Origin of the sequence: Stutzerimonas stutzeri, assembly GCF_024448935.1 — a bacterium.
Classification (GTDB): Bacteria; Pseudomonadota; Gammaproteobacteria; order Pseudomonadales; family Pseudomonadaceae; genus Stutzerimonas; species Stutzerimonas stutzeri_AO.
This window is the reverse complement of record NZ_JAMOIE010000006.1, coordinates 72,147-87,848: the sequence shown is the minus strand read 5'-3', so window position 1 is coordinate 87,848 and position 15,702 is coordinate 72,147. Positions and strand designations below refer to the sequence as shown.

The 15,702-nt window shown below is 61.5% G+C and carries 15 protein-coding genes, 1 other RNA gene and 5 pseudogenes; 5 read left to right on the top strand and 16 right to left on the bottom strand.

From position 1 onward, the window contains the following. Positions 1-39 precede the first annotated feature (39 nt). The 5 genes from NA637_RS03265 to ffs all read right to left on the bottom strand — a co-directional run bounded on the left by NA637_RS03265 (position 40) and on the right by ffs (position 4,185). Complete coding sequence (locus NA637_RS03265; protein ID WP_256070977.1) at positions 40-1,110, bottom strand: 3-deoxy-7-phosphoheptulonate synthase; 1,071 nt, start codon at positions 1,108-1,110, stop codon at positions 40-42. Positions 1,111-1,380: 270 nt separating this feature from the next. Next, on the bottom strand, positions 1,381-1,509 hold the full coding sequence (locus tag NA637_RS03260; RefSeq protein ID WP_256070976.1) for a hypothetical protein: 129 nt from the start codon (positions 1,507-1,509) through the stop codon (positions 1,381-1,383). Positions 1,510-1,932: 423 nt separating this feature from the next. Further along, entirely contained in the window at positions 1,933-2,499 is a 567-nt protein-coding gene (gene efp, locus NA637_RS03255; protein WP_045425888.1) for an elongation factor P, read from the bottom strand. Between the two features lie 132 nt (positions 2,500-2,631). Beyond that, positions 2,632-3,804, bottom strand: coding sequence for an elongation factor P maturation arginine rhamnosyltransferase EarP (earP, locus tag NA637_RS03250; protein ID WP_256070975.1), 1,173 nt, complete (start codon positions 3,802-3,804; stop codon positions 2,632-2,634). 284 nt (positions 3,805-4,088) lie between these two features. Further along, an RNA gene (gene ffs, locus NA637_RS03245) (signal recognition particle sRNA small type) lies at positions 4,089-4,185 on the bottom strand. A 305-nt stretch (positions 4,186-4,490) separates the two neighbouring features. Between ffs and NA637_RS03240 the strand changes: the two genes are divergently transcribed. Beyond that, positions 4,491-5,477 carry an NAD(P)/FAD-dependent oxidoreductase gene (locus NA637_RS03240; RefSeq protein ID WP_256070974.1) on the top strand — a complete coding sequence of 329 codons (987 nt, stop codon included), beginning with the start codon at positions 4,491-4,493 and terminating at the stop codon, positions 5,475-5,477. Between the two features lie 72 nt (positions 5,478-5,549). On the opposite strand, the gene NA637_RS03235 is transcribed toward NA637_RS03240, so the two are convergent. Further along, the gene (locus NA637_RS03235) at positions 5,550-6,482 is read right to left on the bottom strand and encodes a ZIP family metal transporter (protein ID WP_256070973.1); all 933 of its coding nucleotides are present in this window, start codon (positions 6,480-6,482) and stop codon (positions 5,550-5,552) included. 243 nt (positions 6,483-6,725) lie between these two features. Here NA637_RS03235 and NA637_RS25480 point away from each other — a divergent pair. Further along, positions 6,726-6,955: pseudogene (locus NA637_RS25480) on the top strand (efflux RND transporter periplasmic adaptor subunit); the annotation flags it as partial. 52 nt (positions 6,956-7,007) lie between these two features. Here the strand turns inward: NA637_RS25480 and NA637_RS03230 are convergent. From NA637_RS03230 to NA637_RS03210, 5 genes are all read right to left on the bottom strand, one after another. Continuing rightward, positions 7,008-7,532 (bottom strand): RES family NAD+ phosphorylase, encoded by a 525-nt coding sequence (locus NA637_RS03230; protein ID WP_256070972.1) that lies wholly within the window; start codon positions 7,530-7,532, stop codon positions 7,008-7,010. Next, complete coding sequence (locus NA637_RS03225) at positions 7,529-7,900, bottom strand: MbcA/ParS/Xre antitoxin family protein (protein WP_256070971.1); 372 nt, start codon at positions 7,898-7,900, stop codon at positions 7,529-7,531. The genes NA637_RS03230 and NA637_RS03225 overlap by 4 nt, the downstream gene beginning before the upstream one ends. 536 nt (positions 7,901-8,436) lie before the next feature. Further along, positions 8,437-8,895: a type II toxin-antitoxin system YhaV family toxin gene (locus NA637_RS03220; protein WP_256070970.1), complete on the bottom strand. Its 459-nt coding sequence runs from the start codon at positions 8,893-8,895 to the stop codon at positions 8,437-8,439. Then, on the bottom strand, positions 8,895-9,212 hold the full coding sequence (locus NA637_RS03215) for a type II toxin-antitoxin system PrlF family antitoxin (RefSeq protein ID WP_256070969.1): 318 nt from the start codon (positions 9,210-9,212) through the stop codon (positions 8,895-8,897). The genes NA637_RS03220 and NA637_RS03215 overlap by 1 nt, the downstream gene beginning before the upstream one ends. A gap of 97 nt (positions 9,213-9,309) precedes the next feature. Continuing rightward, on the bottom strand, positions 9,310-9,747 hold the full coding sequence (locus NA637_RS03210) for a transposase (RefSeq protein ID WP_256070968.1): 438 nt from the start codon (positions 9,745-9,747) through the stop codon (positions 9,310-9,312). Between NA637_RS03210 and NA637_RS03205 the strand changes: the two genes are divergently transcribed. Beyond that, complete coding sequence (locus NA637_RS03205; RefSeq protein ID WP_256070979.1) at positions 9,664-9,882, top strand: hypothetical protein; 219 nt, start codon at positions 9,664-9,666, stop codon at positions 9,880-9,882. The two genes, NA637_RS03210 and NA637_RS03205, sit on opposite strands and share 84 nt — an antisense overlap. A gap of 21 nt (positions 9,883-9,903) precedes the next feature. Here NA637_RS03205 and NA637_RS03200 read toward each other — a convergent pair whose 3' ends face one another. After that, the gene (locus NA637_RS03200) at positions 9,904-10,134 is read right to left on the bottom strand and encodes a helix-turn-helix domain-containing protein (RefSeq protein WP_256070978.1); all 231 of its coding nucleotides are present in this window, start codon (positions 10,132-10,134) and stop codon (positions 9,904-9,906) included. A gap of 41 nt (positions 10,135-10,175) precedes the next feature. On the opposite strand from NA637_RS03200, the pseudogene NA637_RS03195 reads away from it, so the two are divergent. Continuing rightward, positions 10,176-10,549: pseudogene (locus NA637_RS03195) on the top strand (conjugal transfer protein TraG N-terminal domain-containing protein); the annotation flags it as partial. Between the two features lie 9 nt (positions 10,550-10,558). Here NA637_RS03195 and NA637_RS03190 read toward each other — a convergent pair. The 3 genes and pseudogenes from NA637_RS03190 to NA637_RS03180 all read right to left on the bottom strand — a co-directional run bounded on the left by NA637_RS03190 (position 10,559) and on the right by NA637_RS03180 (position 12,293). Continuing rightward, positions 10,559-10,936 (bottom strand): annotated as a pseudogene (locus NA637_RS03190) (DUF3742 family protein). Between the two features lie 85 nt (positions 10,937-11,021). Further along, entirely contained in the window at positions 11,022-11,654 is a 633-nt protein-coding gene (locus NA637_RS03185) for an RES family NAD+ phosphorylase (RefSeq protein ID WP_256070967.1), read from the bottom strand. A 12-nt stretch (positions 11,655-11,666) separates the two neighbouring features. Next, complete coding sequence (locus NA637_RS03180) at positions 11,667-12,293, bottom strand: integrase (protein ID WP_256070966.1); 627 nt, start codon at positions 12,291-12,293, stop codon at positions 11,667-11,669. A gap of 326 nt (positions 12,294-12,619) precedes the next feature. On the opposite strand from NA637_RS03180, the pseudogene mobH reads away from it, so the two are divergent. Beyond that, positions 12,620-13,646, top strand: a pseudogene (gene mobH, locus NA637_RS03175) (MobH family relaxase); the annotation flags it as partial. Here the strand turns inward: mobH and NA637_RS03170 are convergent. Then, positions 13,612-15,358: pseudogene (locus NA637_RS03170) on the bottom strand (tyrosine-type recombinase/integrase); the annotation flags it as partial. The pseudogenes mobH and NA637_RS03170 overlap by 35 nt on opposite strands. Between the last annotated feature and the right edge of the window lie 344 nt (positions 15,359-15,702).

Here is a 15,702-nt window from a genome sequence, read left to right as displayed (position 1 = left end):
CATAATGAGAATTGCTGGTCGCAGCCGGGCTCGTTCACCCTAGCAGCGCAGTCGATCCGCCTCTCGAAGCAGCATCCGCTCGGTCGCACTCCAGCCAAGGCAGCCGTCAGTAATGGATACGCCATATCTCAGCTCGCCGGACAGTGGCTGACAGCCGTCGAGCAGGTGGCTTTCGAGCATCACGCCGCGCAGACTCGAATCGCCAGCCATGCGCTGATCGACAACGGACGCCAGCACCGTCGGCTGACTCAGTGGGTTTTTACCGCTGTTGGCATGACTGCAGTCGACCATGATGCGCTGGGCAATACCCTGGCGCTGCAACGTATCCCGCGCCTTTGCGACGCTGTCTTTATCATAGTTTGGCCCCGAGTGCCCGCCACGCAACACCAGGTGGGTATCGGCATTGCCGCTCGTGCGCAGCAGCGCAGGATGCCCGAGCTCGTCGATTCCGAAGTGCTGATGCGGATGCTCAGCCGAGCGCATGGCATCGCAAGCAATCCCGAGGCTGCCATCGGTACCGTTCTTGAAACCCACCGGCAGGTCGAGCCCGCTGACCATCTCACGGTGAATTTGCGACTCGCTGGTCCGTGCTCCGATCGCCGCCCAGCCAAGCAGGTCATCGAAATAGCCCGCCGCCAGGGGTTGTAACAGTTCGGTGGCGATCGGCAGTCCACACGCCAGGATATCCAGCATCAACCGGCGCGAGATATGCAGCCCTTCTACCATGTCACCGCTGCCATCGAGCTGCGGATCGTAAACCAGCCCCTTCCAGCCGACCGTTGTACGTGGCTTCTCGACATAGGCACGCATCACCAGCAGCAGCTGATCGCTGACCTGCGGAGCCAGTTCAGCCAGCCGCGCGGCATATTCCAGCGCAGACACCGGATCGTGCAACGAACAAGGGCCAACCACCACCAGCAGGCGCGGGTCATCGCCGTTGAGTACGGCGCGGATAGCTTTTCGTTGACCTCGAACGCGCTCGTCAAGCGATGCGCTGAGGGGCAGCCGTTGCCGCAGTAAAGCGGGACTCGGTAACGGAAGAGCGCTACGTCTGGCTGGGGCGGCGGAAGCGTTGCAGGGGATGGCTGGAGCGTTGAGTGGTGCATTCATGACGGGCGGTCCTTTGGCCGGCGCGGCATCTGTGCCGCGTCGGCGCTAGCGAAGTGTTCGGTCCAGGTGTGTGGGTGCGGCGGCAGTGAAGCGGCTAAATCGCCAGTCATAGCGGTAGGTGCGGTAAGCGCTGGTGTCGTTGTACATGGTGCTGCCCTCGTTACGTGAGGCCTTCTCAGGCCAGAAAAAACAAAACCCCCGGTCGGGGGCCGACCGGGGGTTCGAAAACTGTCTGGTGGCGACCCTGGTTGCTAGGGCGCCTGTGGGATATCAGGCGCGCCGATGGCTAAACCAATACCCAAAAAAATAACTGCCAGCCGTAATCGCCTGACCACGCAGCCACGCCGAGCGCATGGTGCCGGTGTGTGCAAGGATCAAAAGAATCAGGTTGAGCAGCATGCTGTTCTCCAAAGGTTGTCCGAACCATACTCCAGCACGTCGACTGGTTTCAACCGGCAGAGCAGCAGAATCGGCACCCTGCGCAGCTCTGTTCAGCGGGCCTGAGCTCACCTCAGTCGCAATGTTGCTGCTTGGGGTTCCAGGCTGGAGACACGCCTATTCGGCTGAGCATCAGAGCCACCGTCCCGATGCAGGTTGAATGAACGCTTCTTCGCAGGGTAAGCGCACCCCTCTCATGCCAGCTTCCACGCTTCGGGATGAAACCTTCTACATGACGCGTTTCCTGCGTGCCACGATAAATGCAGACACCGTGCAGGCGGCCGCCACCAGTCACCGTCCCCAAAAAAACGAAACCCCGCATCAAGCGGGGTTCGGTCTCAAGTCACCCGGCGCCAGGCCGGGCTTGTCCGCGCAGGGCTGAAATCAGGCCTTGATACGGGACTTGTACTCGCCGGTGCGAGTGTCGATCTCGATCGAGTCGCCGATTTCGCAAAAAGCAGAAACCTGCAGCTCGGCGCCATTCTTCAGGCGCGCAGTCTTCATCACCTTGCCGGACGTGTCGCCGCGAACGGACGGCTCGGTGTAGACGATTTCACGAACGATGGTGTTCGGCAGTTCGACCGAGATCACCTTGTCGTTATAGAAAGTTGCTTCGCAGACGTCACTCATGCCGTCTTCGATGAAGGTCATCACGCCTTCGAGGTCGTCTTTTTCGATTTCGTACTGGTTGAACTCTTCGTCCATGAAGACATACAGCGGGTCAGCGAAGTAGGAATAGGTCACTTCCTTGCGCTCGAGAATGACCGGCTCCAGCTTGTCATCAGCCTTGTAAACGGTCTCGGTCGCCGAACCATTGAGCAGGTTCTTCAGCTTCATCTTGACCACGGCACTGTTACGACCGGACTTGTTGAACTCGGCTTTCTGGATGATCCAGGGTGCGCCGTTGATAACGGCCACTTGGCCGGCACGGAACTCTTGTGCGGTTTTCATACGAATATCCGAATGGAATTAGAGACATAAAACAGGCCGCGTATCATAGGGTCTGTTCCTGTTTCGTCGCAAGCCGCGTTACTGCGACGCATGGCGCCGTTGCCGCCTCATATTGCCAGCCTTGCCGATCGATCAAGCCGGAGCAGCCACGGGTCGGACCGAAGCAGGCCCTAACCAGTCCGCGTAAAACAGCATCAGTTTCCCGGCCAGATCGCCATTGGCAACCTGTTTGTGTGTCCAGCGGTCCGCATGCGCCTGCAGCTCTGCCTCATGCTCCAGCATCGCGATCCAGGCCTTGTCGCTGCCTGCGCCCTCGTTCCAGGCCCGCCAGAACTCGCGTAGCGCTAGCTCCGCCTGCGGGGAAAGGTCGCGGACATACAGATCCAGATAAGCGTTGAGCTTGTCCCAGTGCGCATCTTCATCCTGAGGATAGATATGCCAGACCAACGGCCGCCCTGCCCACTGCGCCCGGATGAAGGATTCTTCACCGCGCACGGCATTGAAATCGCAGCACCAGAGCAGCATGTCGTACTGGTTCTGGGTCATGAACGGCAGCACTGCAATCTGCAGCGCACCACGGGCATGACGGTCACCGGCTCGCAGTTGCTCGAGCCCCAGCCAGGCCGCCACGTCACTCAGCACGCGCCCCTCAGGCACCAGCAGCTGCGATGGGCGCGCATCAGCAGCCAGCGCATCGAGCCATCCGGCGACGGCGCTATTCTCATAGGCGAACAGTGAGAGCAAGCGCGCGTTGGCGGGCACGGTCAGATCGAAGCTCTGCAGAAAGGCTTCACGTAGCACCGGGCTGGCTTGAAACGCCTCCCGGCGTGCGAGCAGATCGCCCTCGCGAATCAAACCGCCGGTGCCCTGCTCGAAGCCCGGAAAGAAGAAATACTTCTGCAAACCATCGGGCTGCATAGAAGGCAGCGCATGGCAGCCCACCACCCAGTCTTCTGCACTGAGGTATTCCAGGTTGAGCCAGAGGATGCGGCGCCCGCTGCAAGCCATTGCTTTTATATAGGCGTCGGGAAGCTGGCAGGCAAAAGCCTCAATCACCACATCGGCCGGCGCTGCGCCGGGCCAATCAGCTGTCCAATGACGCACCTCGACACCCTCATGCCATTGCCGATCAGCGATGGCGCTACCCGGACAAAGCCGAGCGAAGGTATCGAGATCATCGACCCACAGCCGCACGCGCTGGCCGTGCTCTGCCACCAACTGCCGCGCCAGCCGCCAGGTCACGCCAATGTCACCGTAATTGTCGACGACGACGCAATAGATGTCCCAGCTTGTTTTAACTGACAAACGAACCCCCCTCGAATGTGCCGTTTCAGGCTGTTTGGGCCTGCAGGATGTCAGCAGAAGAATACTGACTACGGCGCTCCAACCACATTTACCGCCGGGCGCGTACTCAACAATGCCAAGCGCGCTCGACTGCCCAGGTGTAGGCGAGCTTGAGGGCTTTCGAGCATTGCAGTCTGAAGAGGTCGCCTGTCATCCCGATAAACGGGCGTGAGGACTCGCTCGGACTCGCAGGAGGTCGATGCTAGGGAATAAAACAGGAAGAATACGGTCGTCATGGAGGTGAACCCTACCAGCCACACCCCGGCACACAATGTCACCGCTGCGGCTGCTCCCTTCCGGGCCTGACCGGGTTCACGGCTGATCGTTGCGGGGGGACCGGCAGGGCCCACCATGACAAACTCGCCAGGCGGCAAGCGGCGCCATTGTACCGGCTTATCAGCAACTTACAACCACTGCCTACGAATGCCGGTAGCACGGGCCGAATAGCCTGCTCCGCCGACCAGCATGACCGCCGGTCAGCAACCCCGAAAACGGCGAGACTGTTTGCTGCATTGCGTCGAAACCCTCTAGCCAAACACGAGCGTCTGTCCGAGGATGGGGAGGCTAAGCAGTATCGAACGCTTGTCATGAAATCATGCCGCAGCCAATCGTTTGTGCGGCTGATCGCACCAGCACACGAGGTAATCATGAGCAAGGCTCCAATCGCCATCATCGGTACCGGGATCGCGGGCCTTTCCGCAGCCCGTACACTTCACGATGCCGGCCAGCCTGTACATCTGTTCGACAAGAGCCGCGGCAGTGGTGGCCGCATGGCCAGTAAACGCAGCGATGCAGGCTCGCTCGATCTGGGCGCGCAGTACTTTACCGCGCGGGATCGCCGCTTCAACGACGCCCTGCGCCAATGGCACGCCGAGGGTTGGGTCGATCAATGGGCGCCGAACCTGTACCAGGCTCGCGAGGGACAGCTGACGCCCTCTGCCGACGAGCAAGTGCGCTGGGTCGGCACACCGACCATGAGCGCGATCACCCGCGGCCTGCTGGGCGAACTGCCGGCCACCTTCGGTTGCCGCATCACCGAGGTGTTTCGCGGTGAGCAGTTTTGGACACTGGTCGACGCCTCCGGCGCCAGCCATGGCCCCTTCAGCCAAGTAGTGGTTGCGGTTCCGGCGCCCCAGGCCGCGGCGTTGCTCCCAAGCGCCCCCAATCTTGCGGCCGTTGCGGCAAGCGTCGCGATGGAACCGGCATGGGCGGTTTCGCTGGGTTTTGCCACACCGTTGAACACCCAGGTGGGAGGCTGTTTCGTTCAGGACGATGCACTGGACTGGATCGCTCGCAACCGCAGCAAACCGGGACGAGACGGCGAGTTCGACACCTGGGTGCTGCACGGCACCAGCAACTGGAGCCGCCAGCATCTCGACTTGTCCAAGGAAGCGGTGATCGAGCGCCTGCATGGCGCCTTCGCGGAGCTGATCGATTGTGTGGTGCCGGCACCAGAGTTCACCCTGGCGCATCGCTGGCTGTACGCCCGGCCTGCCCAGGCCCATGAGTGGACGGCGCTAGCCGACGCCGGACTGGGCCTGTACATATGCGGCGACTGGTGCCTGTCCGGCCGGGTTGAAGGCGCCTGGCTCAGCGGCCAGGAAGCCGCCCGCCGGCTGCTGGAAAATCTATAAGCAGCGCCTTGCGCCTGCTCGATCACAACCGCCGGGCTGCCTAGATGCGGCAGCTCAGCGCGCTAGCTGAGCTCAACCCAGCGCGGTGTCCAGAAACATCATTACAGCGAAGCCCAGCATCAGCCCGAGCGTGGCGGGCGTCTGATGGCCGTTGCGGTGCGTTTCTGGAATGACTTCATGGGACACCACGAAGATCATGGCGCCAGCCGCCAAGCCGAGACTGACCGGATAAGCAATGGCGAATCCGCTGGACATGCCTATGCCGACCAGGGCACCGATGGGTTCCATCAGCCCGGAAGCTGCCGCAATCAGCACGGAGGCCCGCGCCGACAAACCGGTGGTACGCAGCGCCAGGGCAACGGCGAGGCCCTCCGGGATGTCCTGGATCGAGATCGCCGTGGCCAATGGCAACCCGACACTCAAGTCGCCATTGGCGAAACTCACGCCGATGGCCATGCCTTCCGGGATGTTGTGCAGGGCGATGGCGAGAACGAACAGCCACACTCGGTTAAGTCGCGCGAATTCGGGGCCGCGGGGTCCAGTACTCTGATGCTCATGCGGTGTGAAGTAGTCCAACCCGAGCATCAGCAAAACGCCAAGACCAAGCCCGACCACGACGGTCAACGCCGCAGCGGGCCCATTGCCAAACAGCTCGCGTCCGGCTTCCAGCCCCGGCAGGATCAACGAGAATGCGCTGGCTGCCAGCATCATCCCGGCTGCAAAACCCAGCATGCTGTCCTGGGCGCGAGTAGAGATGTCGCGCAGGCCGATCGCCAGAAACGCGCCAACAGCGGTGGCAACGAACCCGGCGCTTCCGCCCAGCATGGCGTAGCGAACGTTACTGGCCTCGCTGCTTTGAAAGGCGTTGATGCCGCCCGCTATCAGCAGCAGCAGAACCGCAACCGCCGTTGCAGCAAGGCTGAAGGTGATCCAGGGACTGGCTTGGGCCTGAGCGAGCCAGACGGAGCGAAAAGTGGCAGCGGGGCTTTGAGCAGTTGACGCCATGATCAGCAAATCCTGACAGCGGGAAGGTTGATTGTACGCAGCCTCTTCTCAGGGCGAGGCTATGGCCCTGATAGTCCTGCGCTAACGAAGGGACCTACTGTTTGAACCCAAGAGTCTGCTGATGATTCAACGTTGTTGTGCTGTCTCCGCCGAGTGATACCCGCGCTGTACCCATAACGCGTGATGGTCCGTAAGCTTATGGCGTCCGACGGTCGTCATGTACGGCACAGGGAGTGGTCCGTTTTGCCTGCCGCCAAATCAATCCGCCGTGCGTTTGTATTACTCGTTGTGCTGCTTTTGATTGCAGGCTGGCTGGGCTGGCGTCAGCTGCAAGGACCTGAGCGGCCTGGTTACCGGCTGGAAACACGACCATTGGTGCAACGCGGGGTCGCCAGTGGCGAGGTGGACACTCACTCGCTGGCCCACAGGTCGGCAGCGAGATCACTGGTGTCGTTGCCGCGCGGCATGTGCGCGGCTGCCCGCCGCGCAACACCAGCTCATCCACAATCATCTGAAATTGAACACTCAGCGTAACGCGAGTTTCTGCAACGCCCCGTCCGGGTCATAGACGCGCAGCTGCGCCGGTGATCTGGCCGAGCTGCGGTAGATCACCAGGCTGGTTCCCCCTGGGCGTGCCTGGGAGGGAAAGAGGATGCCGTCCAGTCCGGCCGCTACCACGTCGTCGGCCATGTACCAGGTCGGTGGCTCGATGGATCTGCCGAACCACTCCGCCCGCCAGTCCACCGCAAAATCGGCCCACAGCGATGACCAGCGCTCGGCCTCAAAGCCGGCGCTCAGGTCGGCCACGCGCAGCCCGTTGACGAAGAAGGTGCAGGTCGTACCCGGGCGTAGCCACGGGTTGTCCTGCTTGTACTCCGCCAGTGCCGTCGACTCATCCAGCGACAGGTACAGCGCTTCCTGCTCGGGGCGGTTGAAACGACCACCCTGGCGCGCCGCGCCCATACCGGACAGCGGCGAGCTGGCGTAGGGCGGCACGATGACCCGATAGAAGGCCGTGTCCCCGCCCTCGCCGAGGGTCCTCGAAATCATCCGGCGGCACCACCGGCGAGGGACTCCAGATAGGCGATCACCGCATCGGCCCGCCCGTCCTGAATCAGGTCATCGGCGGTCTTGTAGCCAAAGGCTCGCAGCGGCTCATTGCGCACCAGGAAGGCCGCACGCTCAAGGTCTCCGGTCATCTCGGTGGCCACGGCCAGCACCTTCACCATGTCCTGCAGATACTTCTGCAACTGCGGGGCCTGGGGCCGGGCGGTCGGGGTATTGCGATGCACGTGCGCGCGCTCGGCCAGTTCCTGCACCCGAAAGCCGAAGAAGTCACCAACCTTGGCCGGCGACAGATACGGGGTATTGGGTTCGCGGAACCGCTCAACGAAGGGCTCTTGCAGGACGGTATTCATGGCTTATCACCTGATGCAGAATTAACGCACTTATTTTGCACTCAAAACGCTCTATTCGCAAATGACGTTACGACTCAGCAGTTCCTCCTCGCCCCGACCATGGCGGTAGTAACCCTGAGGCTGACCGCCTTTGCCGATGCCCTGGCCAAAGCGGACACGCCGGTTTCCGATTCCTTGTCGTGCACCTCGCCGCGCTGCGTTCGACTGATTCGGCGAGTCGGTAGCCAGGGCCTTCAAGGCTACGGCGCCCCGCGCTGATCCGCCCCGTTCGCCTCGCATCCCCGTGCGAACAGCCACCGTCAACGCGGTGGCGGATGCCCAGCTCATCTCGGCACCATCCTTATCGTCCTCGTCCCGATCGTCCTCGGAGCAAAGCCCTCCACGGGCGTACCTTCGGACTCTCCACGGAGGTCTCTCCATGCTCACATCCCTAGCCCGTCTCGACGCCCCAGCAGAACCCCGGCCTGCATCGGCCCTCGCGTAGCTGATGCGGGCTTTCGTGTCCATCGTCGTCACCTGCTGTATGTGCTGGATGGCTACCCCGGCTTGCTCCAATCCTGGTGGCTCGCATTCACCAATGCGATCCAGTCATCAGGCGGATTGCCTCGCCCCAGCATCTTCTCGAACACCGCATAGGGATCAGTTTTGCTGCCTGCCGAGCGCAGGGTCTGCTCGTCGTTGACCCAGGCGAACACGATTACCTTTGTCCTGGAGTCGTAGCGAACGAACAGGCGGAATCGCCGTCCGATCTTCGCCCGCAGCCAGTGGCGGTAAGCCGGCCCCAAGGTGTTGCCCTGGCGGAACTCGTCGCGCGAGGGATCACTCGGCACAACGTCCATGATCAACTGGCTCAGCGCCCGGAACAACTTTACGTTGGCATTGGCTTGGAACCCTTGCGGGTCGCTCCGCTCGGCCCGTTCCGCAGCCGCCTGCAGCTTGCGCAACTGCTCGATCACACCCTCGTGAAACAGCAATGTCCAGCCATGCCGCTGCATCACAGCGCCACGTCGCCTTCGATGTCGTCATCGAGATTCATCGCCCGCCCCGCGTTCACCAGCATAGCCCGTGCAAGATCTTCAGGCAGCGCCTGGACATGCCGGCCGGCCCGGATATCCGCTTCCAGCAGGCCCAGGAAGGCTCCGATCGCCGGGTCTTCGTGTTCAACGTCGGCGCGGGTCACGATGACTGCCCCGCCACGCAGGTCGAAAGCCACCTTGCCGCCAGCGTCCACGCCAAGGACCTGACGGATGGGCTTAGGCAGGGTGATCTGACCCTTGGAGGTCAAGGTGGCGACTTCATGGATGCCAGGCATGGCGATTCTCCAAATCAGGACACCCACAGAGTAAGGAAACTTCCTTACCCCATCAATCTATTTGGACACGGCGGCTCCGGCCGGTGGCGAAGGGGTATCACAGGTCCGACACAGCCGGCCTTCCGCCAACAGCTCGGTTCTGGCGCGCCCGCATTGATGGTGGCCGAGTCGCCGCTTTTGCCCTACATCCGAAAGCATTCGTAAACGCCAAAGGGCGCGGTGCGGAAGGGGCAGATATGGAAGCCACACGGTCTACCAGATCGAGTATCACTTTTGTCTGGGTAACCAAGTAGCGATACAAGGTTCTGTAAACGTGGTGGTATTTGATGTAGCCCCAACCGGCCGGCTCATCAGGATTCAGTTCCGGTGAGTAAGGTGGAAGGAAAAACAGCTTTAGCCTACCGCTGAGACTCTCCACATATTCCCGGACTCGACGGGCATGGTGTACCGGGTGATTGTCCAGAATCAGAAATACGGGCGTTTCGGCATCCTTCATCAAGGCTTTGAGGAAGCCGATGAAAGCATCCGTATTCATTGTCCCCTCAATGGTTTTGAAACGAAGTTCTCCACGGGTGAAATGGCAGCAATCATGTTGAGGCTGAAGCGACTGCCGGTATTGCGAATCACCGGCGTTTCCCCAATGGGCGCCAAGGTGGTGCTGCTATGGTAGTCAGAGCGTATGCTGGCCTCGTCACCAAAAAAATCGTGGCACCGATCTTCTTGGCCTCTTTACGGATCTCCGGGGGGGGTACGTCTCTTCCTTCCCCTGCTTCACCGCTTCCGGTTTCTGCTGATACGCTCGGTGCAGTGGCTTCTGTGGTGTCAGACCCAGGTTGCGAGGCAGGCGACCCACAGAAACATCGCTGAGCCGGACGTTGAATTTTTGCCGGATCAACTCACGTATACGCCCTCGGGTCCACAAGGCAAAATTGAACTTCAACTGCTCAGGGGTAAAGTAGTTATCAGGTGTCCAGCGGCGGTGGCTATCCGACCTGCAGGCAATGGTGGGCCGATGGAAGCAACGGCTTGCGCGCGCGGCTGTTGGGCCAGGTGAACCCAAATCTGCTCACGCGGCTGGCGGGCTGGGCCGGGTTCCTGAGCCGGGCCGAGGTGGACGATTCGGTGATTCGCACGATCGCCTCACCACGGCAACAGAAGCTCAATCTGGGGTCGGTCTATACCGACTACGGCGGCCAGATCGACAAGACCTTGCCGAACGTCATCACGCGCGCGGCCGGCGACGTGGGAATGGCCGTTGGGGATTCGCAGCATTCCCCGCCATGGACGTGGTGCGCCAGGCCCTGCCCATGGTGCTCGCGCTGCTCAAGCTGAGCGTTAACCAGAACTCAATCGTTGAACGGATCGTTCGGGTCGTGAAAGTCGATCCGCTGACCGTTTAGACGGATACAGACCAAACCCCGCTTCGCCGTTTCGCAGTTCGTCCGGTTGCGCCCAGCGATCATCATCCGTAGCCGGGTTGCTGACCATCCATACTGCGGCAACACCAAGCAGGAGCAACAACGCCAGCCAGAAGGCAATATAAAACAGCAGTCCCAGCGCAATCAGCTTGACCATCCATAGCAACGCGGCAGCACCAGCCCCCGATACCCCTTGGAGGCGAGCCAGCTCGACAACCTTCGCTCGCCGCGCACATAGGCGCGCCATCCACGGCCAACGCTGCGGCCAACGCGTTCCGCGGTGCTGATGCGGGTTGTCGTGTTCATGGTCGTCTCCTGCTAGACGAGGATGCCTATTCCAGCTTGGTCCAATTCATTCTGCTTGGGGCTTTCAGTGTATTCTCTTGCTGCTTCAAGACGCTTCGTCATCCGGTTCCACCGGGCCAGGGTCGGGCTCCACACCGATGCGATAGATGGCAACGAAACCCGGCCAGTCCACATGGTCAATCAAGTCGATGTCCTCGATAACCCTGACCTTCGCTTCCGCACGCCCGAACAAGGCGATGCTCTTGGCAGGATAGTTGTTGCGCGACGGATAGAGCACCCCGTCGAACAGAGGCAGGCCGTCGTCTCCGAGCATCGCATGCACCTGGGCGGAAACCTGCTGCGTGTGCGTGTAGTCGCGGCTGGCCAACTGCTCCAGGTTCAAGCCGAAGTAGCCCGCCATGACGCCCGATGCCGTGAGATCGGCCAGGCGCATACCGTATAGAACGCCCACGGCACGCACCATCCGGCCCTGGACTTCTCTCAGCGCAATCGAGCGCGACGTGTCCGCAAGCCACTGGTGCTTATGAAACACCGATTCCATCAGCGCCGTGGGTAGGTCGCGGCCCAGGTAGAGCACGCCATAGGCCCGCGTCGGGTCGTCGTAGCGGTTGGTGCTGCTGCGGCCATAGTGCAGCGGGCTGCCCCGATAGGCGACGCGGCTCACATGCTGGAGCAGTTCACCCGCATCGATCAGGAACGACGGCAGTTCGCGACTCATGGCAGTCTCATCTCAATGCACCTGAACGCCCAGCACGTTGAACACGGCCTCGCTCACCTTGTCGATCGAGTCTGGCGTCACCGCATCCACCGGCGAACGCCCGCCCAAGCCTTCGAGTGGTTCGGAAAGCGCACCGTAAATCGTCCAGTTGTCGATGCCCTCGACCTCCTGGAGGACGGCTTGGGTCAACTGCTGCTTCACCGGGTCGAGTTGCCAGTCGGGCAGCTTCTGGCCGCGCGGCCCCACGTTCAGTGCCAGCAACCGACGGGCGAGAATGTCCTTGTAGATCTGCTGACGCGACTTGTCCGCCAACTTGGCGAATTCGGGGATCGGCAGGTTATGCGGCTGGTTAAAGGTTTTCAGCAACGCGGTACGGCCACGCTGGACTTCGGTTTCATTCGGTGCCCAGCGCGTGTCGGCGCGCAGCGCGGCCGCCTTGCGTTCCAAGGTCTGTTCCATCGTCTCCATTTCCAGGCGGGCAGGAAGCTCCACCGCCTCTACACGCTCGTGGACGAACGCCTGCAACTCGGCCGCGAAAGCCCAGGCATCTCGGATATCGACGGTGGCGGCGAAGCGGCGCACGTCCTCCACCGTGACGCGCGGCAGACGGTCGGCAATGAATTCACTAGAATTGGACATGATCGTTTCCCAAGCAGGTTTGAGACTGGATTCACTCTAGTCGCATCTGTCAACTTTGTCAACTTTGTCAACTGAATGAGAGCCCGCTCGGCAGAAACGGCGTCCGCGCAGCATAGGCCGAGCGAGCACAGAGGGTCCCCGCTCAATCCACACGAGCGGATTCCACATTGACGCTGGAACCGCAAGCTACGTCCCGCTATACCGAAACGGGTAAAGGCCAAAGGGCAGAAATGGCAAGGGAATGGGGTGCAAGGGGAAAGGCCCTACCCCGAAAAGGCCAAAAGGCCTCCCGGTCGGCCCGCCACCAGGACACCCACACGCCCTCCCTGTTCCGGCGAAAACAGGCCTCGGTCGCCACCGCTCCGTCGTCAGCACCCGCCACCGGCCTCCCGAAAGGGCTGACGAGGCCGGAGACGGCCGCGTCCCTGCTCGCCACCCCGCGCCGACAGAAGTTTGTTGGAACACATCTGGCAGCGCACGTCGTTGTCTCGCCGGCAGTTCGACACGCTGTATCGCACGCCCTTGGAGCGCTACGCCGCGCTTGTGCAGCAATTACCCGCCGCCGAGAGCCACCACCATGCCTACCACGGCGGCATGCTCGACCATGGCCTTGAGATCGTTGCCTACGCGCTCAAGCTGCGGCAGTCCTATCTGCTGCCCGCTGGCACAACTCCCGAAGACCAAGCCGCACAAGCCGAAGCCTGGACCGCCGCTACCGCCTACGCCGCGCTGCTTCACGACATCGGCAAAATCGCTGTTGATCTGCATGCCGAGCATGCCGACGGTAGTGTCTGGCCCGCCTGGCATGGCCCGCTGAAGCAACCCTACCGATTCCGCTACCGCGAGGATCGCGAGTACCGCCTGCACGGTGCAGCTACCGGCTTGCTGTACCACCAAGTGCTCGATCGCTTCATCCTTGACTGGCTCAGCGGCTTCCCATCGCTGTGGACTGCGCTGCTGTACGTCATGGCAGGACAGTACGAGCACGCTGGGGTGCTCGAACTGGTGATCAAGGCCGACCGTGCGTCCGTCGCCCAGGAACTGGGAGGTGATCCGGCAAAGGCAATGGCCGCACCGAAACACGCTTTGCAGCGCAAGCTGCTGGACGGCCTGCGCTATCTGCTCAAGGAAGAGTTGAAGCTCAATCAGCCCCAGGCATCAGATGGCTGGCTGACGCACGATGCGCTGTGGCTCGTCAGCAAGACGGTTTCCGACAAGCTGCGCGCGCATCTGCTGTCTCAAGGCATTGACGGCATTCCCGCGAACAACACCGCCGTGTTCAACGTGCTGCAGGATCATGGCATGTTGCAGCCCACGGCGGACAGCAAAGCAGTCTGGCGCGCGACCGTGACCCCGCTTGCGGACACTGTTTCATGAGCACCTGTGCCAGCTTGTGCTTGATGGGCACCAGTTGCCAATCGGGCACACGTTGCCCGCGGTTGCCCAAGCTGATGGACAGCAGCTTGCCCCCTTCACCTCGCGGTTGACCTGATCCTTGGATTTTCCGGCCAGCTTGCCGAACAGCGGGACCGGCAGGCAGCTCGACGATTCATACATGGCGAGCATTTCCTCGCGCTCGCGCTGGATCGCAGACACCTCCTGTTCCGACCGCCGAGTCGGAGTTGGAGTCGGAGGCACATGCGACAGTCGCTGGAACGCCGCTCCGGCCGCATTCGGCGCCACGACGATGGGCGCGGCCACCACAGGCGGGACGGGGCCAACAGAGGAAGCAGCATCGACTGAGCCACGCTCATTCTCTTCAGCCATCGCCGGCACTCCCTCGATACGAATGGTGAGGTGAGCGCTGGCGGCTTCCACCTGGCCCTGTTCGAGCAGGTCGAGGCGGTCGGCCCAGTCCTGCATCATCCGGCGGCGTGGTTCCACATGCTTGGCGTGGTTGTAGGCCGAACTCACCTTGTTTGGATCCGAGTGTGAAAGCTGCGCATCCACCCAAATCTTGGGGTACCCGATCTCGTTGAGCGCAGTCGAAATGGTCCCGCGGATGCCGTGGCCGGTCAGTTGGTCCTCGTAGCCCATCCGCTTTAAGGCGGCATTGATGGTGTTCTCGCTGATGCGCTTCTTGAGTTCGCTGCGGTGCGCCAGCAGGTGGAGCTGAGCGGGCCGCATCATCCCCAGGAGGTAGCGCACGATCTCGATGGCTTGGAGGGACAGCGGCACGATGCAGGGCGGCACGTCCTGCGGGCGTTTGCCGGCCTTGCGCATCTCATCCTGAAGCTGCTTGATGATCTGCGGCGGGATGATCCACAGGCCGCGGTCGAGGTCGAGGTCGAACTGATCCGGGGTCGCCAGCTGCAGTTCGCCGGTGCGCACCCCGGTCAGAAACAGCAGCCGGATGCCGAGCTGGGTTTGCCAGCCACGCGGATTGTAGAGCCGGAGCTTCTGGAGGAATTCGGGCAGCTCGGGCAGATGCAGGTACGGGTTGTGGGTCACCGGTGGCTTGGGCTCCGCCACAACATCCAGGTCAGAAGCCGGATTGGCTTCCAGTCCCTCGACGATCACGAGGGCATAGCGGAATAACTGGCTCAACCAGTGCGGACCTTTTCTGCCGTGGTGAAGGCCTTGCGTTCCTCGATCCTGGCCAGAACCTCCAGAAGCCGGGGTCGGCGAATGTCGTAGATCGACATCTTCCCGAGGGTGGGCAGCACGTCCTTGCCGAAGATCCGAAGGATCTGCGAGAGGGTGCTTTGACGGCCTTCCTTGAGTTCCTTGCGGCGATGCTCAACCCAGGCATCGAAGACGGCCTTGAAGGTGTAATCGGCCGCTAGCTTGACCGCGTGCCGCTTCTGCTTGCGGTCGGTGTGGGGGTTGATGCCCTTGGCCAGGAGTGCCCGGGCTTCGTCGCGCAAGGTACGCGCTTCGCGCAGGCCAATCTCGGGGTAGTTGCCCAAGGAGATGCGCTTTTGCTTGCCCAGCCAGTAGTAGCGCAGGTGCCATGATTTGCCGCCGGTAGGGGCAACCACCAGGCCGAGGCCATCGGTGTCGGGGAGGCTGTAGGTTTTGTCAGCGGCCTTGGCTTGCCGCACAGTCAGATCAGAGAGTGCCATCATCGAAGCTCCTAAGTCTTGGACTTAGGCCCGATGCTGCAGGTCATCCCGATCCAATCCCAGCAACAACCCGGAACCGAACCACCCGCATTCTTTGGCCTTGTTCTTGGCCTCAAAAACGCTGGCTGTCAGTGGATTCCAGTGGCTTTTGCTGGAATGAAAAAAGGAGCCTAAGCTCCTATTTTCAATGACTTACAGACGCCAGTGGAAGTCTATAGATCATAATCTGGAGCGGGAAACGGGACTAGCACTGACGCGCTAAGCGTATGTTTTCCAACTCTTTTCTTCGCTGAGGGCTTCAACGAAGGCCTCAATTTTAGCCTCGTTTTCGAGCGTCGTCAACG